Here is a 19,519-nt window from a genome sequence, read left to right as displayed (position 1 = left end):
TAGTTTTGATATTTGCCCAGCCCCAATGCTGTAAATCAAACAAGGAGCTCAAGTTAAGGCGAGATGCTGCCATTTGCACACGGAACTGGGTTACAATAATTTCAGTACGAAAATAACAAGAGAACCAGCCAATGAGTGTAAGCAAGGTCGTCGTTGTAGGTGGTGGTATGGTCGGCGCAGCGTGTGCATTGAAACTCGCTGAGCAGGGGCTAAGCGTCACCGTGATAGAGCAGCATGTCATCGACCCTCACAGTGTACTGGCCAGCGAGCAAGTAGATATCCGTGTTTCTGCTATTAATCGTTTTTCAGAGCAACTATTGGAAGACTTAGAGGCGATGACGTTGCTTCAACAAACGCGTCTTGCTCAATACACTCAGCTAGAAGCGTATGAAGACAAACCCGAGCAATTGCTATTTGATAGTGAAGAGCTTGGCAGTACGCACTTAGGGCACCTTGTTGAAAATAAGCTTATTCAAGCGGCCCTGTGGGCTCAATTTGAGCGGCATAATATTAAGGTGAGTTCACCGAAGGGTCATGCTAAGAAACTAATTCAAACTTCACAAGCGGCGGTGTTGGTCTATGATGACGAGCAATTCGAGTGTGATCTAGTTATCGCAGCTGACGGAGGGCGTTCGCACATTCGCACTTTATCGGGAATAGGGGTAACGGGTTGGCAATATCAGCAGCAATGCATGGGCGTGCTGATCAAATTGGATGCGCCGCAGCAAACAAAAACATGGCAGCAATTTAAACCAAGTGGTCCTATTGCTTTTTTACCAATGCATTATCCATATGCAAATCTTATCTGGTATGACGATGGCACAAAGCTCAAAGAGCTTAATCAGCTGAGTCATGATGCTCTGAAATCACTTATTACAGAGCACTTTTTCGCATTGCCGGGCGATTTTGAGGTGATGTCCTCAGCGGTATTCCCACTCACTCGCCAACACGCTAATACCTACATAGGAAATCGCTTAGCCCTTGTTGGGGATGCAGCGCACACAATTAATCCACTAGCTGGGCAGGGCGTAAATTTAGGTTTTAAAGACGTTGTAGCGCTGGCAGAGGCTTTAGATAAGCATGATGCACTGGATATTGCCTTGAAGCATTATCAACGAGTGCGACGAGGGGATAACCTGCTTATGATGAGCATGATGGATGCGTGTTATTTTGGGTTTTCAAACAATCTGTCACCACTTAAATCGTTACGAAATGCTGTCTTGTCTCTGGCTAACCATGCGGGACCGCTTAAAAAACAAGTGCTAAAGCACGCGATGGGTGGCATAACCTAGGTGCAATCAGTATGTGGTACCAACCAGCATAAATATCTGATCGTGAGCTACTCAATGGAGTGGCTTTTTTATGTCAGCAAGCACCTTGGGACCGCTATAGCGATACGGAATGAGTCGTTAGCAAGGTAATACAATTGGTATAAAAACTGATATAAGACCCGCACATTGTGTGTGGAAAGAGTGACATACTCGGTGGGGCTAACTAAGAGAAGCACAAATAGGGTAATACATGGTGCGGAAGGTGAGACTTGAACTCACACATCCGAAGATACTGGAACCTAAATCCAGCGCGTCTACCAATTCCGCCACTCCCGCGATGTATTACTTACATTTTGATATGGAACCTAAATCCAGCGTCCAATTCAAGACATCTGCCAATTCGCTCTATCGCAATGTATTATTCGGCACATTCACATTTTCTAGAATGATTCTAGAGAATGGCTGGAGTACCAGGATTTGAACCTGGGAATGGCGGGATCAAAACCCGCTGCCTTACCGCTTGGCGATACTCCAACGATACACCAAAAAGAGCTGATTATTTTAGTTCTTATCGAGAACATGGTGCGGAAGGTGAGACTTGAACTCACACATCCGAAGATACTGGAACCTAAATCCAGCGCGTCTACCAATTCCGCCACTCCCGCAATGTTGGCTGGAGTACCAGGATTTGAACCTGGGAATGGCGGGATCAAAACCCGCTGCCTTACCGCTTGGCGATACTCCAACTAAAGGGTCGATAGTTTTAGTTCTTATCGAGAACATGGTGCGGAAGGTGAGACTTGAACTCACACATCCGAAGATACTGGAACCTAAATCCAGCGCGTCTACCAATTCCGCCACTCCCGCATCAATTAAAAGATTTCACATTTTCCTTGGTAGTGGAAAATGGTGGCTACGCCCTGATTTGAACAGGGGACCCCATCATTATGAGTGATGTGCTCTAACCAACTGAGCTACGTAGCCATGGCTGGAGTACCAGGATTTGAACCTGGGAATGGCGGGATCAAAACCCGCTGCCTTACCGCTTGGCGATACTCCAACTAAAGGGTCGATAGTTTTAGTTCTTATCGAGAACATGGTGCGGAAGGTGAGACTTGAACTCACACATCCGAAGATACTGGAACCTAAATCCAGCGCGTCTACCAATTCCGCCACTCCCGCAATGTTGGCTGGAGTACCAGGATTTGAACCTGGGAATGGCGGGATCAAAACCCGCTGCCTTACCGCTTGGCGATACTCCAACTAAAGGGTTGATAATTTTAGTTCTTATCAAGAACATGGTGCGGAAGGTGAGACTTGAACTCACACATCCGAAGATACTGGAACCTAAATCCAGCGCGTCTACCAATTCCGCCACTCCCGCATCAATCAAAAGTTTTCTCATTCTCCTTGGTAGTGGAAAATGGTGGCTACGCCCTGATTTGAACAGGGGACCCCATCATTATGAGTGATGTGCTCTAACCAACTGAGCTACGTAGCCAACTTTTGTTTGTCATCATCGCTGATGCGGGGCGTATTATGCTGATATGCCGAAAGCGCGTCAACACCTTTTTGCGAAAAACATATTCAGGATGAATCGTTTGCCTGAAAAACAAGCTAAGCGCATAAAAATTGGCTCGCATTGTCGTTTTATTCAACAAAAAAGCCCGCATGCAGCGGGCTTTTAAAGATAGTAATTTTTTACACGTTGAACAAGAAGTTCATTACATCGCCATCTTTTACGATATATTCTTTGCCTTCTTGACGCATTTTACCCGCGTCTTTGGCGCCATTCTCACCTTTGTATTGGATGTAGTCATCAAACGCAATCGTTTGAGCACGGATAAAGCCGCGTTCAAAATCGGTGTGAATTTTACCCGCAGCTTGTGGTGCGGTTGCACCTACAGGAATAGTCCACGCTCGTACTTCTTTTACGCCTGCGGTGAAATAAGTTTGTAACTTAAGCAGCTCGTAACCACCACGGATAACGCGGTTAAGGCCTGGCTCTTCTAATCCTAAGTCAGCCATAAACTCATCGCGATCTTCGTCGTCAAGCTCTGAAAGTTCGGCTTCAATGGCAGCACATACTGGAATTACAACCGCATCTTCCGCTGCTGCGATTTCGCGCACTTTGTCTAGATGTGGATTGTTTTCAAAACCATCTTCGTTAACATTGGCGATGTACATCGTTGGCTTGATAGTTAAAAAGTTAAGGTAGCTGATAGCTGCTTTTTCTTCTTTTTCTAAGCTCAATGAGCGAAGTGTTAAGCCTTCATCTAAATGCGCTTTTACTTTTTCAAGCACTTGGATTTCAAATTTAGCGTCTTTGTCGCCGCCTTTCGCTTTTTTAGCTTGGCGTAGCACTGCACGGTCCGCTGTATCCATATCAGCAAGTACAAGCTCTGTGTTGATAACGTCGATATCATCAGCAGGATCAATAGTGCCTGCTACGTGAACAATGTTGTCGTTCTCAAAACAACGTACAACGTGACCAATCGCGTCAGTTTCACGAATATTTGCAAGGAATTGGTTACCAAGACCTTCACCTTTCGATGCGCCTTTTACTAGACCTGCAATATCCACAAACTCCATCGTTGTAGGTAGGATACGCTGTGGGTTTACAATCTCTGCCAGCTGATTTAAGCGCGCATCTGGAACAGGAACTACACCTGTGTTTGGTTCAATCGTACAAAACGGGAAGTTTTGTGCTTCAATACCTGCTTTGGTTAGTGCATTAAATAGAGTCGACTTACCAACGTTTGGTAAACCAACGATGCCACATTTAAAACCCATATTATCTCTACCTATTTAATCTTTAAGCCTAAGGCTTAAATGAATGGAGTCTGTTTTGTGCTTTGAGCACACCATCTTTCGCCAAAATGTCCATACAGCGCACCGCCTCGTCTACTGCGGCATCAATCTTTTGTTGATCAACAGCAGGGGCTTTGCCCAGTACCCATCCAGTCACTTTATCTTTGTGCCCTGGGTGGCCAATACCTATACGTAAGCGCATGAACTCTTTATTGTTAGCCATTTTAGCAATAATGTCTTTTAAACCATTATGGCCGCCGTGGCCGCCACCCTTTTTCAATTTAGCAATTCCCGGGTCTAAGTCCATTTCATCATGGGCGACCAAAATATTCTCAACAGGGATTTTGTAAAAATTCGCTAAACTCGCCACAGCTTTACCGCTGAGGTTCATGTAGGTCGTGGGAATAAGGAGTTTAAATTCAGAGCCACCGATGATCACCTTACCGGTTAATCCATGGTGTTTGCTATCAGGCTTGAGTGTGCAGTTGTAACGTGCGGCGAGTTCTTCGATAAACCACGCACCTGCATTATGGCGAGTATCTTTGTATTCGGGGCCTGGATTAGCCAGGCCCACAAGCATTTGAATAGTATTCAAGGTGCTAACACCTTAAATCTTATTCTGCGTCGCTTTCAGCTGCTTCTTCTGAATCGTCAGCAGCAGCGCCTTTAGGAGCAGCAACAGTTACAACTGCTTGGTCGTGGTCTGCACCTTTAGCAAGCTCAACTGAAGTAACACCAGCTGGAAGCTTAACGTCAGATAGGTGAAGTGTGTCGCCAACGCTTAGTGAAGCAACGTCAACTTCGATGAACTCTGGAAGCGCTTTAGGAAGACACGTGATTTCGATTTCAGTTAGTTGGTGGATAACTGTCGCGCCTTTCTTCGCTACTGCTTCTTCGTTGATGAAGTGAACAGGGATGTTAGTGTGGATCTTAGAGTTAGCATCAACACGTTGGAAGTCTAAGTGAGTGATCTTAGGCTTGTACGGGTGACGTTGAACGTCTTTAAGGATAGCTTCAACTGACTCACCACCAATGTTAAGAGTAAGGATGTGAGTGTAGAAACCTTCGTGCTCTTGCGCTTGGATGATCTTGTTGTGATCAAGTGTAAGTGATACAGCGTCTTTGTCCGCACCGTAAAGGATTGCAGGAACTTTGTCTGCACGACGTAGGCGGCGGCTCGCACCAGTACCTAGCTCAGCACGTAATTCTGCATCAAATGTGTAAGTAATGTTAGACATGAATGTCTCCAATTAATTTTAGTTTAAAGTTTTAAGACCTTCGCGACCAAAAGTCTTAGCCGATTGACCGACGATGAACGCCCACCAATCAAAAAAGGCGCGCTATAGTACCACCGCCCCTAGGCAAAAGAAACATAAGATACAAAAAAACACCACAATTGTGGTGTTTTTGTTTGTCGGTTGGCTTAGTCAACCGCACATCTATGAATTGTTTATCAATTCACTGTTCGCTTAGTGCTCAAACATCGCAGAGATTGACTCTTCGTTGCTGATGCGGCGAATTGTTTCAGCCATCATGTCAGCAAGGGTCAACACTTTGATGTTATCTAGCGCTTTTAGCTCATCAGACAATGGAATTGAGTCAGTAACAATTACTTCGTCGATTACAGAGTTGCGTAGGTTCTCTGCTGCTTTGCCTGACAATACAGGGTGTGTCGCATAGGCGAATACACGCTTAGCACCATGTTCTTTAAGCGCTTCAGCTGCTTTGCAAAGCGTGCCACCGGTATCAATCATGTCATCTACGATGATGCAGTCGCGACCTTTCACGTCACCAATGATGTGCATTACTTGCGATACGTTCGCTTGTGGACGACGTTTGTCGATAATCGCAAGGTCTTTGTCATCAAGTAGTTTGGCAATTGCGCGAGCGCGCACAACACCACCGATGTCTGGAGACACAACAACAACGTCTTCAAAGTCACGTTGCTTCATATCTTCGATAAGTACTGGGCTACCAAATACATTATCTACTGGCACATCGAAGAAACCTTGGATTTGTTCTGCGTGTAGGTCAACAGTCAATACGCGGTCAACACCTACGCTTGAAAGGAAGTCTGCAACAACCTTTGCTGTGATTGGTACACGAGCTGAACGAACACGACGGTCTTGGCGGGCGTAGCCGAAGTATGGGATAACGGCTGTAATACGACCTGCTGATGCACGGCGAAGGGCATCAACCATCACGATTAATTCCATTAGGTTGTCGTTTGTCGGAGCACAGGTAGACTGCATAATAAAAACGTCCGATCCACGGACGTTCTCATTAATAGATACACTGATTTCACCGTCGCTAAAACGACCAACCACGGCATCGCCTAGTTCGATATATAAACGCTTTGCAACTTTTTGAGCAAGTTCAGGTGTTGCATTACCAGCGAAGAGCTTCATGTCTGGCACGGTAGGGGTCCTCGGGCACTGAAATTTTGGACTAACATGTAAGTGAAGCACATAAGCTGACGCAATGCACGATAAGTGTATTACTACAGCGTGTATGTGTTATTACAGGCTAACTTAAACACTTTACTTCTATTTAGACTAAATCAAGTCCTGTATGAGTAGGTGACTTGTTTAGGCTCTTGGCAACAAAGCCTTGCCATTTACTTGGCAGCTTTTCTAGAACATCTTGTGCGGCTTGTTCGTTATCGAACGCAGCAAAACAACATGCACCAGTGCCAGTCATTCTCGACGGTGCGTATTTTAACAACCACTGCAGTGTTTTTTCAACCTCGCTGTATAGCTTTTTCACTAGCGGTTCACAGTCATTGCGATGTTGAGCTTGTTGCCACTTCGGCGGAAGTTTTTCACTATCGCGTTTTAATTCGGGATGAGTGAATACCTTTGCTGTACTTATATGTACTTGAGGATGAACGACAACGTACCAACATTCAGGCACCTCAACCGGCGTTAATTGCTCGCCAATACCTCGGGCTAGGGCACTATGGCCGTGTACGAATATAGGCACGTCGGCCCCTAAACTTACGCCAAGCTTAGCCAGCTCATCAGCTGTTAAGTGTTGCCCCCAAAGTGTGTTAAGTGCTAATAAAGTAGTGGCTGCATCAGATGAGCCTCCACCTACGCCACCTCCCATCGGCAGACACTTGTCTATGCTAATATTGACGCCTGATGTCGTTAAACCTAGCTCTTGGTAACGTTCTTTCAATTTAATAGCGGCACGATAAATGAGATTATCTTCTTTGGCGATGCCATCCATTTGGGCCAAAGTGATTTGGGCATCATCACGCAGTGTAAAGTGCAGCGTGTCGCCGTAATCTAAAAATGTGAATAGTGTTTCTAGTTCATGGTAACCGTCATCACGGCGACCGGTGATATGTAAGAAGAGATTTAGCTTAGCCGGGGCCAATAAGCTTAAGGTGTCGCAGTTCATTGCACCTGCCATTGATTGATTAATAGTTTTATCTTGAGATTGTCCTGCACCAACGTGATGCTTTTGGGTAGCCACACTCCGAATTGGGCTTGGTAGTCGCGGTACTGGATTTGCCACTGACGATTATCAGGGCTTGTCCAAGAACTTGATATCACTCGGCCTAATTCGTCCAATTGTGCGTTTTCAGTCATTGTCGCTAGCAGCCAGCGCTCAGGTTGTGACAACGGCAGCAGCCAGCCTGTTAATTGATAGACCAATCGTTGCGGGTCGTCACCTTGGTAATACTCGCCATCTACTTCTATATCGACCGTTGTCGCGTGTTTATTTAGACGCAACACATTAGTTCCAATAAAGGTATTTAAATCTAGCCCGTAGTCATCGTTTTGCTGCTGCCATACGAAATTTGCTGATTGGCGTTTTTTTGCAGAAATAAATGCCATTTTACCTTGGGCAGAGAATTGTTCGACACGTTGCAGACGCTCTCGCCAGTTGTTATCGGGCGGCGTTGTTTTTTGGATTTGTTGTGCGCAGCCAGTGATAAACAAAAAAAACACCAGCAAAATCAATCGAAAGTTAATCAAATGTCTTTCCTGCCTTTCCTTATCGGCTTGATTTTCGTAAAATTATTCGCTTGTAGCAGGTATTAACCAATGTTAATTGCAAGCGATGAGCAATTAGCGCCATTTTTATCGTAAGCATCAATCGGAAAAATCCTTTGGTACTGATGGTTTTGAATGCGCTAATGTGAGCGTTGGTAGTATTTAATAAATTTGGTTGTTAAGCAATAGTAGTCACCATGACCATAGTCGCACTGGGTATTAATCACAAAACGGCCTCCGTAGATTTACGGGAGAAGGTTGCGTTTTCGGCTGAGCAATTAGACAGCGCATTGCAACAATTGACGATGCATGATGAATTTGCTGAGTCGGTTATTGTTTCTACCTGCAACCGCACAGAGATCTATTGCTCCCTAGATAGTGGCACACCAGAGCAAGTATTGCAGTGGTTAGCTCAGTTTCATGAGCTCAATATCGATGAGCTTAGCACTAACACCTACAGTTATGCTGACGATAAAGCCATTTATCACCTTATGAAAGTGGCCTGTGGTCTTGACTCGCTGGTGTTGGGTGAGCCCCAGATTCTTGGGCAAATCAAACAAGCTTATGCCAGCGCGAAGAAAAACGGTGGCGTAGGGGTGTTGTTTGAGCGTTTATTCCAACGCACTTTCTCTGTTGCAAAACAAGTGCGCACTGAAACGAATATAGGTGCCAGTGCAGTATCTGTGGCCTATGCAGCTGTGAACTTAGCGCGTCATATCTATGGCCAGTTGCACAGTACCAGCGTGTTATTGATAGGTGCTGGTGAAACCATTGAGCTAGTTGCTAGGCATATTCATCAACACTCACCAAAATCAATGACGGTGGCAAATAGAACAATCGATCGGGCGCGTAACTTGGCCGATGAATTCGCCGCCGGGGTTATCTCTTTAGCGCAGTTGCCAGAGCAGCTTGCCAATGCAGATATCGTTATCAGTTCAACTGCCAGTACTTTGCCAATTATCGGTAAAGGGGTTGTTGAGCAGGCGCTGCGCACACGTAAAAATAAGCCCATGCTGTTTATTGATATCGCTGTACCGCGTGATATCGAAAGCCAAGTCGCTGAGCTTGATAATGCGTATTTGTACTCAGTGGATGACTTGCAAGCCATAGTTAACGAAAACATGGCGACGCGCGAAGAAGCTGCTAAAGAAGCACAGGGCATAATCAGCCAAAAAGTAGATGAATTTTCAAACTGGCTCAAGTCGCTTGATTCAGTCGATATTATCCGTGACTACCGCAATGAGGTAGCGCAAACCAAAGAACAACTTCTTGAACGAGCAATGAGTCAACTTGCCAGTGGTAAAGAGCCCGAGAAAGTGATGGTTGAACTCGCCAATAAGTTAACCAACCGTCTAATGCACGCGCCAACTAAGGCCATTAAAGATGCCGCTGAGAAAGGCGAAGTTGGTCAACTTGCACAAATGAAGAAGATGTTAGGCATTAATCAGGAATAACAAATAGATGAAAGAGTCTGTATACCGTAAGTTAGAGTCCTTAGTAGAGCGCTATGAAGAAGTTCAAGCGTTGCTTAGCTCACCAGAAGTGATTGGCAATCAGGACCGATTTCGGGCGTTGTCAAAAGAATACTCTGAGCTTGAACAGGTTGCGAAAACCTTTACTGCTTATCAGCAGGCGCAAGATGACGTAGCAACAGCAGAAGAAATGCTCAAAGACACAGACCCTGACATGCGTGAAATGGCGCAAGAAGAGTACAAAGAAGCAAAAGCGCAAATTGTTACATTAGAAGATGAATTGCAAGTGCTGATGCTGCCAAAAGATCCAAAAGACAATAACAACGTGTTCTTGGAAGTGCGTGCTGGTACAGGTGGTGATGAAGCCGCTATTTTCGCAGGCGATCTATTCCGTATGTACAGCCGCTATGCAGAATCACAGAAGTGGCAAGTTGAAATCGTCAGCGCCAATGAAGGCGAACACGGTGGATATAAAGAAGTCATTGCCAACATCAAAGGTGATGGTGTGTACGGTAAACTTAAGTTTGAATCGGGCGCGCACCGCGTTCAACGTGTGCCAGAAACCGAATCACAAGGCCGTGTCCACACCTCAGCGTGTACTGTAGCTGTGATGCCTGAAATTCCTGAGGCTGAAGCCATCGAAATCAACCCTGCTGATATCAAAGTAGATACTTTCCGTGCATCAGGTGCAGGTGGTCAGCACGTTAACAAAACGGACTCTGCAATTCGTATCACTCACTTACCAACGGGTGTTGTGGTTGAGTGTCAGGATGAGCGTTCACAACATAAAAACCGCGCAAAGGCGATGTCGGTGCTTGCTGCACGCTTAGAGCAGGCCGAAACTGAAAAGCGCCAAGCGGAAGAAGCGAGCCAACGTCGCAACCTAGTAGGTAGTGGTGATCGCTCAGAGCGCATTCGTACATACAACTACCCGCAAGGGCGTATTACCGACCACCGTATCAATCTGACCTTGTACCGCCTTAATGAGATTGTAGCCGGCGAACTAGGTGCGGTTATTGACCCGTTATTACTTGAACATCAGGCCGATCTACTGGCTGCGATGGGTGACGAGTAAGTTGACGGCAATGCCCACTATCGAAGCGGCATTGAAGTCAGCCACAGTGACATTATCAGCATCCAGTGAATCTCCAAAACTGGATGCTGAAGTGTTACTTCTGCATGTACTGCAAAAACCTCGAAGTTACTTATTCGCTTGGGGCGATCAGCCTCTAAGCGAGCAGCAAGACGAACAATTTTCCCAACTCATAGCCAAGCGCTCAAAAGGGCACCCTGTTGCTCATCTTACCGGTGTTAGAGAATTTTGGTCGTTGCCCTTTTTTGTCAATGACAGCACCTTGATCCCGCGCCCAGACACAGAAACGCTTGTTGAGCATGCTCTGAGCTTATCTTTACCAGAAAACGCCCGAGTTTTGGACTTGGGAACCGGCACAGGTGCGATTGCGTTGGCGTTAGCATCTGAGCGTTCGAAGTGGCAAATTGATGCTGTTGATGCCAGTGCCAGTGCGGTGGAGTTGGCGCTAAAAAATCAAAAAAATCTCATGCTAAACAATGTACGCATTTGCCAAAGTGATTGGTTTAGTGCGTTGGATAATGTTAAATATGAGCTAATAGTAACTAACCCTCCGTATATAGATGAAACCGATCCACATTTGTCCCAAGGAGATGTTCGTTACGAGCCTCTGAGCGCGTTGGTTGCGCCTAACAAGGGGCTTGGTGATATTGAACACATTATCGTTCATGCCAGAGCTTATTTGAGCACACATGGCGTGCTGATATTCGAACATGGGTATGATCAAGGCAGTGCGGTGCGTGAGTTATTCGCGAAATATGGTTACATCAAAGCGCAAACCGTCAAGGACTTAGGCGGTAATGAGCGCATAACTTTGGCCGAATTAGCATCTTAAGCCTATGCTTAGTATGTGACCTTGGTTGTTGATTTTTAAAAGGAACTGAAATGTCCGAAGACTTTCTATTCAGCAATGAAGAAGTGCAAGAGGTGGAGCAACAGATCTCTGGCAGTTGGAAAGTACTTATTGTTGATGATGAGCCCGAAGTTCATGCTGTAACTAAATTAGCGTTGAGTGACTTTGAGTTTCAAAATAGAAAACTTGAATTCATTAGTGCCTATTCAGGAGAAGAGGCTAAACGCTTAATACAACTGCACGAAGATGCAGCGATTGTGCTGCTCGATGTAGTGATGGAGACAGACGACGCAGGCTTACAGGTAGCTGAATTTATTCGTACTGAAGCGAACAATCAGCACGTGCGCATTATCTTGCGTACAGGACAACCCGGCCAAGCGCCAGAGCGTCAAGTGATCATCAATTACGACATCAACGACTACAAATCTAAGACCGAACTTACAGCACAAAAACTGTTCACTGTAGTCATGGCTAGCTTACGTTCTTATCGTGACATTCTATCAATTGAACAATCTCGCCAAGGTTTAGAGAAAATTATCACCGCGTCACGGGATATTTTTTCAGTGCATTCACTAGAGAGCTTTATTCAGGGGGTAATACAACAACTGAGCTCCTTGCTTGGCTCTGTAGAGCAAGCAGTGTACGCAACAACACTTGTTGCCAGCACGCCAACGCAAAGCAATACAGTAAATGATGAGCTGATAGTGTTTGCTGGGCGTGGTGACTTTGAGCAGTGTGAAGGGAAACCGCTCAAAGATGTGCTAAGCGATGAGCAGTATCAAGCCTGCTCTCAAGCGTTGAATGAGCAGGGTATTATCTACAAAGAGAATTACCTATTTGCGCATTGCCGCAGCAAGTGCAACAACAGCGCGATGCTCTTTATGTCGGGCGTGCCTAAAGATTTGAGTCCTACGCAACGGCACCTGATCGAAATTTTTACTCAAAACGTGCAAATTGCTTTCGAAAATGTGCAGCTGCAAAGAGAAATAGAAAGCACCCAGCAAGAATTAGTATGGCGCTTGAGTGAAGCACTCGAGCAACGTAGCAACGAAACGGGAAACCACGTGCGTCGCGTGTCGCATATATGCTTTGAGTTGGCCAAAGGATACGGTTTGAGTGAACACGATGCTGAACTTGTTCGTGATGCGTCGCCATTGCACGATGTGGGTAAAGTAGGAATTCCCGATAATATTTTGAACAAACCAGGGAAGTTAGACGACAAAGAATGGGAAGTTATGAAAAGCCATTCTATGCGCGGCTTTAAAATACTTGCCAACTCACAACGTCCACTGGTTGAAGCCGGAGCAATTATCGCCAAAGAGCACCATGAATGGTGGGATGGTAGTGGATACCCTGAAGGTAAAAAAGGTGAAGATATTCATGTGTTTGGCCGCATCGTAGCATTAGCTGATGTGTATGATGCGCTGCGCCATCGCCGCTGTTACAAAGAGCCGTGGGACAAAGATGATGTTGTTGCAGAAATTAAGCGCTTGAGTGGTATTCAATTTGACCCTAAATTGGTTGAGATATTCGAAAGTAAATTACAAAAGTTGGAAGACATTGTGTCTAGCCTACCAGATTAAAGGAAAACTATGGATTACATGGCATTGAAGCACACTCATGTGTTGTTTGTGGTATTGAGTGTAGTGCTGTTTTACACCCGCGCATTTTCTCGTTTAGGTAGTGGTAAAATTGCCGCTAACAAAGGCGTGTTTATCATCAGTCACATCGTTGACACGCTGTTACTTGTCAGTGCCGTTGGCTTACTCGTAATGGCCAGTATGAATCCACTCACCGTCCCTTGGTTGTGGCAAAAAATAATTCTTGTAGTGGGCTACATTGTTGTTGGGTTTAAGCTACTTAAAGCTGATTCACAGCAGCAAAAATGGCTGTGGCTTGGCGTGAACACCTTCATTTTACTGGCAATCGGCCACCTTGCTGCGAGTAAAGCCGCCTTTTTCTGAGTGTCTTTTTGTCATAATTGGTAACTTTGTCTGATCCTAGGTAGAATAGACGCCATTTTATTGCGCGCGAGATGTATCTATCTATGTCCGATGTTTGGCTAGATGACCAATTTGATTTAGAGCACACCTACACAGTCAGTGCTGTCAAACGTTGTATTGGCGCACAGGCTCATTGGCAAGCTCAGGCCGACATTCAGCAGGCCACATCACTATATGAAAGCTTGCTACATGAAGCTGTGGTGATCAATCAACGCTTTGACGATAAGCATCAATCTTTGAATGCTATCTTAGACTGTTTCTACGGCCAGTGGGGCTTTAGTGGTTCACAGCAAGACGTACCCGAGTTTAGGCTCAACAGTGTGTATTTCACGCTCTTGTATCGCACTGGTAACAGTTTGGCACTCGGGATTGTGTTGCACGGTATCCTCGCAGATCTTGGTTTTGACGCTGATATGGTGTTGGTCGATCATGCTGTAATGGTGCAAGTGAACTTTAGTGCGCAAGAGCATTACCTCATTGAGCCTACGTCGGGGCAGCAGTTATGGCACCTTCAACCTGAGAATGATGAACCCGAGCAAGGGCATGAACTTTTGGTTGATGAAGAAATATACAAGTTGTATTTAGCGCATCAAAAGTGGGCATTTATTGCAGCTGAGCGCTTCGGTAGTGCCTTTGCGTGTGCTGAGTTATTACTTGAAATCAGTGGTGACGACCCATATGAAAGGCGCGATCGTGGGTATTTGCTTAATCAGATTAATCGCCCCGAGCTTGCCAAAGAAGATTTGCGCTTTTTCGTAGACGAGTGCCCTGATGATCCTGGTATTGACATTGTGCGTCATCAAATCGACGAACTAGAAAATAACAACAATACACTTCACTAAGTTAGGAAGGACTTTTTATGACTCAACCTCATGAGGGTTTGATCACCAACCCTGCAGTGACGATGGGCCTACTTGCCATCATCCTCGGGCTGATTTTTAAAACGGCGCACAGCCAAACGCATTTCTGGCGTACGTTCTACAAATACGTACCCGCCTTGCTGCTTTGCTACTTTGTACCTTCATTGCTCAATACCTTTGGTATTGTTGACGGAAAAAGTGCCGATGCTGTTTACCACGTGGCCTCGCGTTACTTGCTACCAGCGTGTTTAATCTTGCTCACCATTAGTATCGATTTAAAGGCGATACTTAACCTTGGCCCAAAAGCGTTGATAATGTTCCTGACCGGGACCGTGGGCATCGTTATCGGTGGTCCATTAGCTATTTTAGTAACCAGTGCAATTAACCCTGAGATTGTCGGCGGTCATGGTCCTGATGCGGTGTGGCGCGGTATGACCACGATTGCCGGTAGTTGGATTGGTGGCGGCGCTAACCAAGCATCAATGAAAGAAATGTTCGAAGTAGGCGGTGACATATTCTCAGCCATGGTGACAGTGGATGTGATTGTCGCGAACCTATGGATGGCGGTGTTACTATTTATGGCAGGTAATCATAAAGCCATTGATGCACGCACAGGGGCCGATACATCAGCCATTGAAGACCTTAAAAAGCGTGTCGAAGCGTATCATGCAGAGCATGCGCGTATGCCAACCTTGAACGATTACATGACCATCATTGCAATCGCCTTTGGTATCACCGGCTTTGCGCACTTCTGTGGGGATATTCTTGCGCCATACTTCAATCAGTTCGCTTGGGCACAAGAATACAGCCTAAACAGCAAGTTTTTCTGGCTTATTGTGATTTCAACCACCATTGGTATTAGCCTGTCTTTTACTCGTGTTCGCCATATTGAAGCATTTGGTGCGTCAAAAGTGGCATCGAGTTTCTTGTATATTTTAGTGGCGTCAATTGGTTTGCACATGAACATCACAGCCATTTTTGACACCCCATGGTACTTCTTCATCGGTGCTGTGTGGATGCTTACTCACGCAGCGCTCATGTTGATAGTCGCAAAAGTGATTAAAGCGCCATTGTTTTATATGGCGGTTGGCTCACAAGCGAATGTCGGCGGTGCGGCGTCAGCGCCCGTGGTGGCATCAGCATTTCATCCATCGCTTGCACCGGTAGGTGTTTTGCTAGCGGTACTAGGTTATGGCGTTGGCACGTACATGGCCTATATTTGTGGTCTTATCATGCAGTCAGTTGCTCCTTAAGGAATAGAAAATGACGATTAAACAAATCAATATTGGCGCCATAGAACTGGCAAATGACAAGCCATTTGTACTTTTTGGCGGTATGAACGTGCTTGAATCCCGTGATTTGGCCATGCGCATTGCTGAGCATTACGTTGAAGTGACGAGCAAGCTCAATATTCCTTATGTCTTTAAAGCGTCGTTTGATAAGGCGAATCGCTCATCAATTAACTCATATCGCGGTCCAGGTATGGAAGAAGGCTTAAAGATTTTTGAGGAAATCAAAAACACCTTCAATGTGCCTTTGATCACCGATGTACATGAACCTTATCAAGCCGCGCCAGTTGCACAAGTAGTGGATGTAATTCAATTACCAGCGTTTCTTGCTCGCCAAACTGATTTGGTAATGGCAATGGCGAAAACAGGTAATGTTATCAATGTGAAAAAGCCGCAGTTTTTAGCTCCCCATGAAATGCGTCATATCATCAAAAAGTTCGCAGAAGCGGGCAACGAGCAAGTTGCATTGTGCGAGCGAGGAACAAGCTTTGGTTACAACAACCTTGTGGTTGATATGCTTGGTATGGATGACATGAAAACCATGGCGCCAGTTATTTTTGATGCGACTCATGCATTGCAGCGTCCGGGTGGACGGAGCGACAGCGCTGATGGGCGTCGCGCTCAAGCAGCTGAACTTGCTCGAAGCGGAATGGCGTTGGGCATCGCCGGTTTGTTCATTGAAGCGCACCCGAATCCAAATGAAGCAAAATGTGATGGTCCGTGTGCATTGCCTTTGGCGAAGTTGGAAGGCTATTTGTCGCAGATGAAAGCGATTGATGAATTAGTTAAGAGTTTTGCGCCGTTAGACACAAGCGCAAGCGATGTGTAACTCACATCACTTATCCTGATTATCCGAAAAGCCAGTCCCTGTTACTGGCTTTTTTATTAGGACATGCTCGTCATACAGCCCCTCAAAATCGTCGAAGTAATGTCCAAGCCATTGCTTTTGATGTTGTTTGTAACGCTCGCTCGGCAAAATGTCTTTGGCAAGCACGCGGTTAATCAGTTCAATACTTGAAGCTGCAAAGTTATCGGGCGCTTTTTGTGCACATCCCACCGCACCGAGTATCGGTTGGCTGTTTGTGTTATGGATTTTGGTGGTAGCCAACAAAGCTTGGTCATGCTTGTTGTTGTAGTACTGGGCGATAAAAGGATAATCAATCCCATAGTCAATACGGTTAGCGACTAACATATCGCCAAGTACATTAGCTTGATCACTAGAGCGATGACTGGCCGTAACATCTTCTCTACTTTGAATATTGTTCATCAAGTTTTGAATGGATTCACTGTATTTTCTACCAAGGCTTTGTCCGTATCTGAGCTGGTCATCGAGCAACAGAGATTGCAGATTTATTGGCTCTTCGTGCTTTGCTGTTATTTGTACTTTCTTTTGTACCGTTGATATGACGACTTGATCAGGATACACACTGGTAGCAACGGAATACTTTATCAAAGGGGTGTCTGGCCTTTTAATAAGGCAAGGCACACACACATTATCACCTTGGGCTAAATAGTGATCAGTGCGAGCTTGAGGAATGGTCAACACCTGATGGTTAATGTGCGGCGCGTGGCGAATAATTTCAGTTAATACCAGATCGCACACACCTTGCTGCGAGTCATTTTTAGGCATGCTAAACGGTGGTGCGTCTGTGCGCAGCCATGTGATGCTTGCGCTATGTATGGCGCAGCTGAAAAAGAGTAAAAACACACTAGAAACACACTTCATTATTACACTGTAGGTCAAAGCGTTAGGGTTTATAAATATAGACGAACATTATGTTGATGTTATCGTGGAACTTCCTGTAATTGGAATAATGAATTTTTCCTAAAGATAAATTTATTGGTGCGTGTTGCTACCCAAATATTTATCGCCAGAGGTACATGCACCATGTTCCAGAATATGAAGGTCATTGGTTTGTAAAAGCGCTTTGTATATAATCAATTCAAATTAAAAAAACTAATCGATGAGTTATGGCGCGCAGACTTCCACCTCTAAACTCGCTCAAGGCGTTTGAAGCCGCGGCGAGACATTTAAGTTTTACCAAAGCCGCTGAAGAGCTGTACGTCACGCAGGCCGCTGTAAGTCATCAAATAAAATCACTTGAAGAGCACTTGGGGCTCAAACTCTTTCTGAGGAAAAACCGTTCTTTACTGCTTACTGAAGAAGGTCAGGGTTACTTTCTGGATATCAAGGAAATATTTTCTCAGCTTGTGGATGCGACAGACAGGTTACTTGCGCGTGGCGCCAAAGGCTCTCTAACTGTGAGTTTAACTCCAAGTTTTGCTATTCAGTGGTTAGTACCGCGCTTGAGCCTTTTTCACGAGCAGCACCCTGATATCGATGTGCGAATTAAAGCACAAGACCAAGATGAAAACTCACTCCAAGATGATGTAGATGTAGCCATTTACTACGGTCGAGGGCACTGGAGTGGTGTGGAAACTCATAAACTGCATACTGAATACCTAGTGCCTCTTTGCAGCCCTATGCTGTTAACAGGGCCCAAGCCATTAAATGAGCCAACTGATTTAAAGAATCACACTTTGCTGCACGATAGTACCCGCAGACCTTGGAAGGTGTGGATGAAAACAGCAGGGGTGAGAAATGTGCAAGTTAATCAAGGGCCAATCTTCTCGCACTCATCTATGGCGATGCAGGCAGCAGCGCACGGTCAGGGGGTGGCGCTTGGGAACTTGGTGCTAGCAAAGCCTGAGATTGACGCGGGGCGCTTAATTGTACCTTTTAATCATTCGTTAGAGAGTAAAAATGCGTACTACTTGGTATTTAGAGAAGCGCAATCAGAGCTCGGGAAAATCGTATCTTTTAAAGAGTGGATGCTAGGTTTGGTTGAAAAAGAACAGGAGCAGTTATAGATGCAGTGGTTTCATGCAGACAAACCTGTAGCGCAATTTGTTTTTGCCCATGGCGCAGGGGCGGGGATGGACAGTGAGTTTATGCAAGAAGTGGCAAAACTTATTGCGAAGCAAGGTGTTTCCGTCGCCTTATTCGATTTTCCCTACATGCAAAAGGCAAAGGCCGAGAATAAACGCCGCCCTCCAGATCGTGCAGATAAGTTGTTAGCGCACTTTGAGGAGGTTATTGCCCAAACCGAGAAAGCGTTACCGCTATTCATAGGTGGCAAATCTATGGGCGGGCGCATGGCAAGCATGCTGGTGGCCAAGGCGACTGGGCTTGAGTCGGTGCGTGGTGTCATTGCGTTTGGCTATCCGTTTCACCCCCCAGGTAAAAAAGACACATTGAGAGTTGATCATTTTGCCGATATCACGGTGCCATTTTGTGTCATTCAAGGACAGCGTGACACCTTCGGAAAGCAAGATGAACTAAGTACGCTTGCTGATACCCGGCCAGCAGTTATTCATTGGATAAATGATGGCGATCATTCGCTAGTGCCACGCAAAAAAAGTGGCTATACCCAAGCACAGAACTGGCAACAGGCAGCAGATATTGCCGTGGCGTTTATTGAGGAGCAGTTATGAGTCAGATATTTTTGCTGTTTGGCGCGATTTTCGCCGGTCTGAGTGTTATACTCGGCGCCTTTGCCGCTCACGGCTTAAAAAATCGCCTCAGTGAGTATGCCCTTGGAGTCTTTCAAACAGGGGTAGAATATCAAATGTATCATGCGCTTGGCCTTATTTTAATTGGCATTCTTGCAAAGTTAGGAATGCAATTTAATCTCAGTGGCTACTTTATGATCGCCGGTATTCTATTATTCAGTGGTAGCTTGTACGCCCTTGCCCTCACAGGTATTAAGTGGTTCGGGCCCATTACTCCCATTGGCGGCTTGTGCTTTATTGTCGCTTGGGCGGCGATGATCGTTAAACTTTTACAAATGAAATAAGTCATTACC

The 19,519-nt window shown here is 45.6% G+C and carries 19 protein-coding genes and 11 tRNA genes; 12 read left to right on the top strand and 18 right to left on the bottom strand.

All coding sequences use genetic code 11. The features are described from left to right. Positions 1-131 precede the first annotated feature (131 nt). Positions 132-1,292, top strand: a complete 1,161-nt coding sequence (locus AAEU32_RS01510) for an FAD-dependent oxidoreductase (protein ID WP_421968762.1) — start codon at positions 132-134, stop codon at positions 1,290-1,292. 230 nt (positions 1,293-1,522) lie between these two features. Here AAEU32_RS01510 and AAEU32_RS01505 read toward each other — a convergent pair. The 17 genes from AAEU32_RS01505 to lolB all read right to left on the bottom strand — a co-directional run bounded on the left by AAEU32_RS01505 (position 1,523) and on the right by lolB (position 8,068). Further along, positions 1,523-1,607 (bottom strand) — tRNA-Leu (locus tag AAEU32_RS01505). 123 nt (positions 1,608-1,730) lie between these two features. Further along, a tRNA-Gln gene (locus AAEU32_RS01500) sits at positions 1,731-1,805 on the bottom strand. 46 nt (positions 1,806-1,851) lie between these two features. After that, a tRNA-Leu gene (locus AAEU32_RS01495) sits at positions 1,852-1,936 on the bottom strand. 5 nt (positions 1,937-1,941) lie between these two features. Next, a tRNA-Gln gene (locus AAEU32_RS01490) sits at positions 1,942-2,016 on the bottom strand. A 37-nt stretch (positions 2,017-2,053) separates the two neighbouring features. After that, positions 2,054-2,138: transfer RNA gene (locus AAEU32_RS01485), tRNA-Leu, on the bottom strand. Positions 2,139-2,178: 40 nt separating this feature from the next. Then, positions 2,179-2,255, bottom strand: a tRNA-Met gene (locus tag AAEU32_RS01480). 1 nt (position 2,256) lies between these two features. Continuing rightward, positions 2,257-2,331 (bottom strand) — tRNA-Gln (locus tag AAEU32_RS01475). Positions 2,332-2,368: 37 nt separating this feature from the next. Next, a tRNA-Leu gene (locus AAEU32_RS01470) sits at positions 2,369-2,453 on the bottom strand. A 5-nt stretch (positions 2,454-2,458) separates the two neighbouring features. Continuing rightward, positions 2,459-2,533, bottom strand: a tRNA-Gln gene (locus tag AAEU32_RS01465). Between the two features lie 37 nt (positions 2,534-2,570). Then, positions 2,571-2,655 (bottom strand) — tRNA-Leu (locus tag AAEU32_RS01460). Between the two features lie 40 nt (positions 2,656-2,695). Further along, positions 2,696-2,772 (bottom strand) — tRNA-Met (locus AAEU32_RS01455). A gap of 200 nt (positions 2,773-2,972) precedes the next feature. Further along, positions 2,973-4,064, bottom strand: a complete 1,092-nt coding sequence (ychF, locus tag AAEU32_RS01450; RefSeq protein WP_421968761.1) for a redox-regulated ATPase YchF — start codon at positions 4,062-4,064, stop codon at positions 2,973-2,975. Positions 4,065-4,092: 28 nt separating this feature from the next. Further along, the gene (gene pth / locus AAEU32_RS01445) at positions 4,093-4,677 is read right to left on the bottom strand and encodes an aminoacyl-tRNA hydrolase (RefSeq protein ID WP_421968760.1); all 585 of its coding nucleotides are present in this window, start codon (positions 4,675-4,677) and stop codon (positions 4,093-4,095) included. Positions 4,678-4,696: 19 nt separating this feature from the next. Further along, on the bottom strand, positions 4,697-5,320 hold the full coding sequence (locus AAEU32_RS01440; protein ID WP_421968759.1) for a 50S ribosomal protein L25/general stress protein Ctc: 624 nt from the start codon (positions 5,318-5,320) through the stop codon (positions 4,697-4,699). A gap of 231 nt (positions 5,321-5,551) precedes the next feature. Then, the gene (locus AAEU32_RS01435) at positions 5,552-6,499 is read right to left on the bottom strand and encodes a ribose-phosphate pyrophosphokinase (RefSeq protein ID WP_421968758.1); all 948 of its coding nucleotides are present in this window, start codon (positions 6,497-6,499) and stop codon (positions 5,552-5,554) included. A 133-nt stretch (positions 6,500-6,632) separates the two neighbouring features. After that, positions 6,633-7,487: a 4-(cytidine 5'-diphospho)-2-C-methyl-D-erythritol kinase gene (ispE, locus tag AAEU32_RS01430; protein ID WP_421969041.1), complete on the bottom strand. Its 855-nt coding sequence runs from the start codon at positions 7,485-7,487 to the stop codon at positions 6,633-6,635. Then, positions 7,484-8,068: a lipoprotein insertase outer membrane protein LolB gene (lolB, locus tag AAEU32_RS01425; RefSeq protein WP_421968757.1), complete on the bottom strand. Its 585-nt coding sequence runs from the start codon at positions 8,066-8,068 to the stop codon at positions 7,484-7,486. Before lolB ends, ispE begins: the two co-directional genes overlap by 4 nt. 215 nt (positions 8,069-8,283) lie before the next feature. Between lolB and hemA the strand changes: the two genes are divergently transcribed. The 8 genes from hemA to kdsA all read left to right on the top strand — a co-directional run bounded on the left by hemA (position 8,284) and on the right by kdsA (position 16,482). After that, positions 8,284-9,540, top strand: coding sequence for a glutamyl-tRNA reductase (hemA, locus tag AAEU32_RS01420; RefSeq protein ID WP_421968756.1), 1,257 nt, complete (start codon positions 8,284-8,286; stop codon positions 9,538-9,540). A 7-nt stretch (positions 9,541-9,547) separates the two neighbouring features. Next, on the top strand, positions 9,548-10,633 hold the full coding sequence (gene prfA, locus AAEU32_RS01415; RefSeq protein ID WP_421968755.1) for a peptide chain release factor 1: 1,086 nt from the start codon (positions 9,548-9,550) through the stop codon (positions 10,631-10,633). Between the two features lie 10 nt (positions 10,634-10,643). Further along, on the top strand, positions 10,644-11,483 hold the full coding sequence (gene prmC, locus AAEU32_RS01410; protein ID WP_421968754.1) for a peptide chain release factor N(5)-glutamine methyltransferase: 840 nt from the start codon (positions 10,644-10,646) through the stop codon (positions 11,481-11,483). 50 nt (positions 11,484-11,533) lie between these two features. Next, the gene (locus tag AAEU32_RS01405) at positions 11,534-13,084 is read left to right on the top strand and encodes a DUF3369 domain-containing protein (RefSeq protein ID WP_421968753.1); all 1,551 of its coding nucleotides are present in this window, start codon (positions 11,534-11,536) and stop codon (positions 13,082-13,084) included. 9 nt (positions 13,085-13,093) lie between these two features. Then, positions 13,094-13,465: a SirB2 family protein gene (locus AAEU32_RS01400; RefSeq protein ID WP_421968752.1), complete on the top strand. Its 372-nt coding sequence runs from the start codon at positions 13,094-13,096 to the stop codon at positions 13,463-13,465. An 83-nt stretch (positions 13,466-13,548) separates the two neighbouring features. Next, entirely contained in the window at positions 13,549-14,346 is a 798-nt protein-coding gene (locus AAEU32_RS01395) for a tetratricopeptide repeat protein (protein WP_421968751.1), read from the top strand. A gap of 17 nt (positions 14,347-14,363) precedes the next feature. Further along, complete coding sequence (locus AAEU32_RS01390) at positions 14,364-15,617, top strand: DUF819 family protein (RefSeq protein WP_421968750.1); 1,254 nt, start codon at positions 14,364-14,366, stop codon at positions 15,615-15,617. 10 nt (positions 15,618-15,627) lie between these two features. Continuing rightward, positions 15,628-16,482 (top strand): 3-deoxy-8-phosphooctulonate synthase, encoded by an 855-nt coding sequence (kdsA, locus tag AAEU32_RS01385; protein ID WP_421968749.1) that lies wholly within the window; start codon positions 15,628-15,630, stop codon positions 16,480-16,482. Between the two features lie 6 nt (positions 16,483-16,488). On the opposite strand, the gene AAEU32_RS01380 is transcribed toward kdsA, so the two are convergent. After that, entirely contained in the window at positions 16,489-17,379 is an 891-nt protein-coding gene (locus AAEU32_RS01380; protein ID WP_421968748.1) for a hypothetical protein, read from the bottom strand. A 245-nt stretch (positions 17,380-17,624) separates the two neighbouring features. On the opposite strand from AAEU32_RS01380, the gene AAEU32_RS01375 reads away from it, so the two are divergent. The 3 genes from AAEU32_RS01375 to AAEU32_RS01365 are packed head-to-tail and all read left to right on the top strand — an operon-like array spanning position 17,625 to position 19,510. After that, the gene (locus AAEU32_RS01375; protein ID WP_421968747.1) at positions 17,625-18,524 is read left to right on the top strand and encodes a transcriptional regulator GcvA; all 900 of its coding nucleotides are present in this window, start codon (positions 17,625-17,627) and stop codon (positions 18,522-18,524) included. Next, the gene (locus tag AAEU32_RS01370; protein WP_421968746.1) at positions 18,525-19,148 is read left to right on the top strand and encodes an alpha/beta family hydrolase; all 624 of its coding nucleotides are present in this window, start codon (positions 18,525-18,527) and stop codon (positions 19,146-19,148) included. Further along, positions 19,145-19,510, top strand: a complete 366-nt coding sequence (locus AAEU32_RS01365; protein WP_421968745.1) for a DUF423 domain-containing protein — start codon at positions 19,145-19,147, stop codon at positions 19,508-19,510. Before AAEU32_RS01370 ends, AAEU32_RS01365 begins: the two co-directional genes overlap by 4 nt. Positions 19,511-19,519 lie beyond the last annotated feature (9 nt).

The sequence above is a fragment of the Pseudoalteromonas maris genome (assembly GCF_049257235.1).
Taxonomy (GTDB): domain Bacteria; phylum Pseudomonadota; class Gammaproteobacteria; order Enterobacterales; family Alteromonadaceae; genus Pseudoalteromonas.
This window is presented reverse-complemented; position numbering and strand designations above follow the sequence as displayed.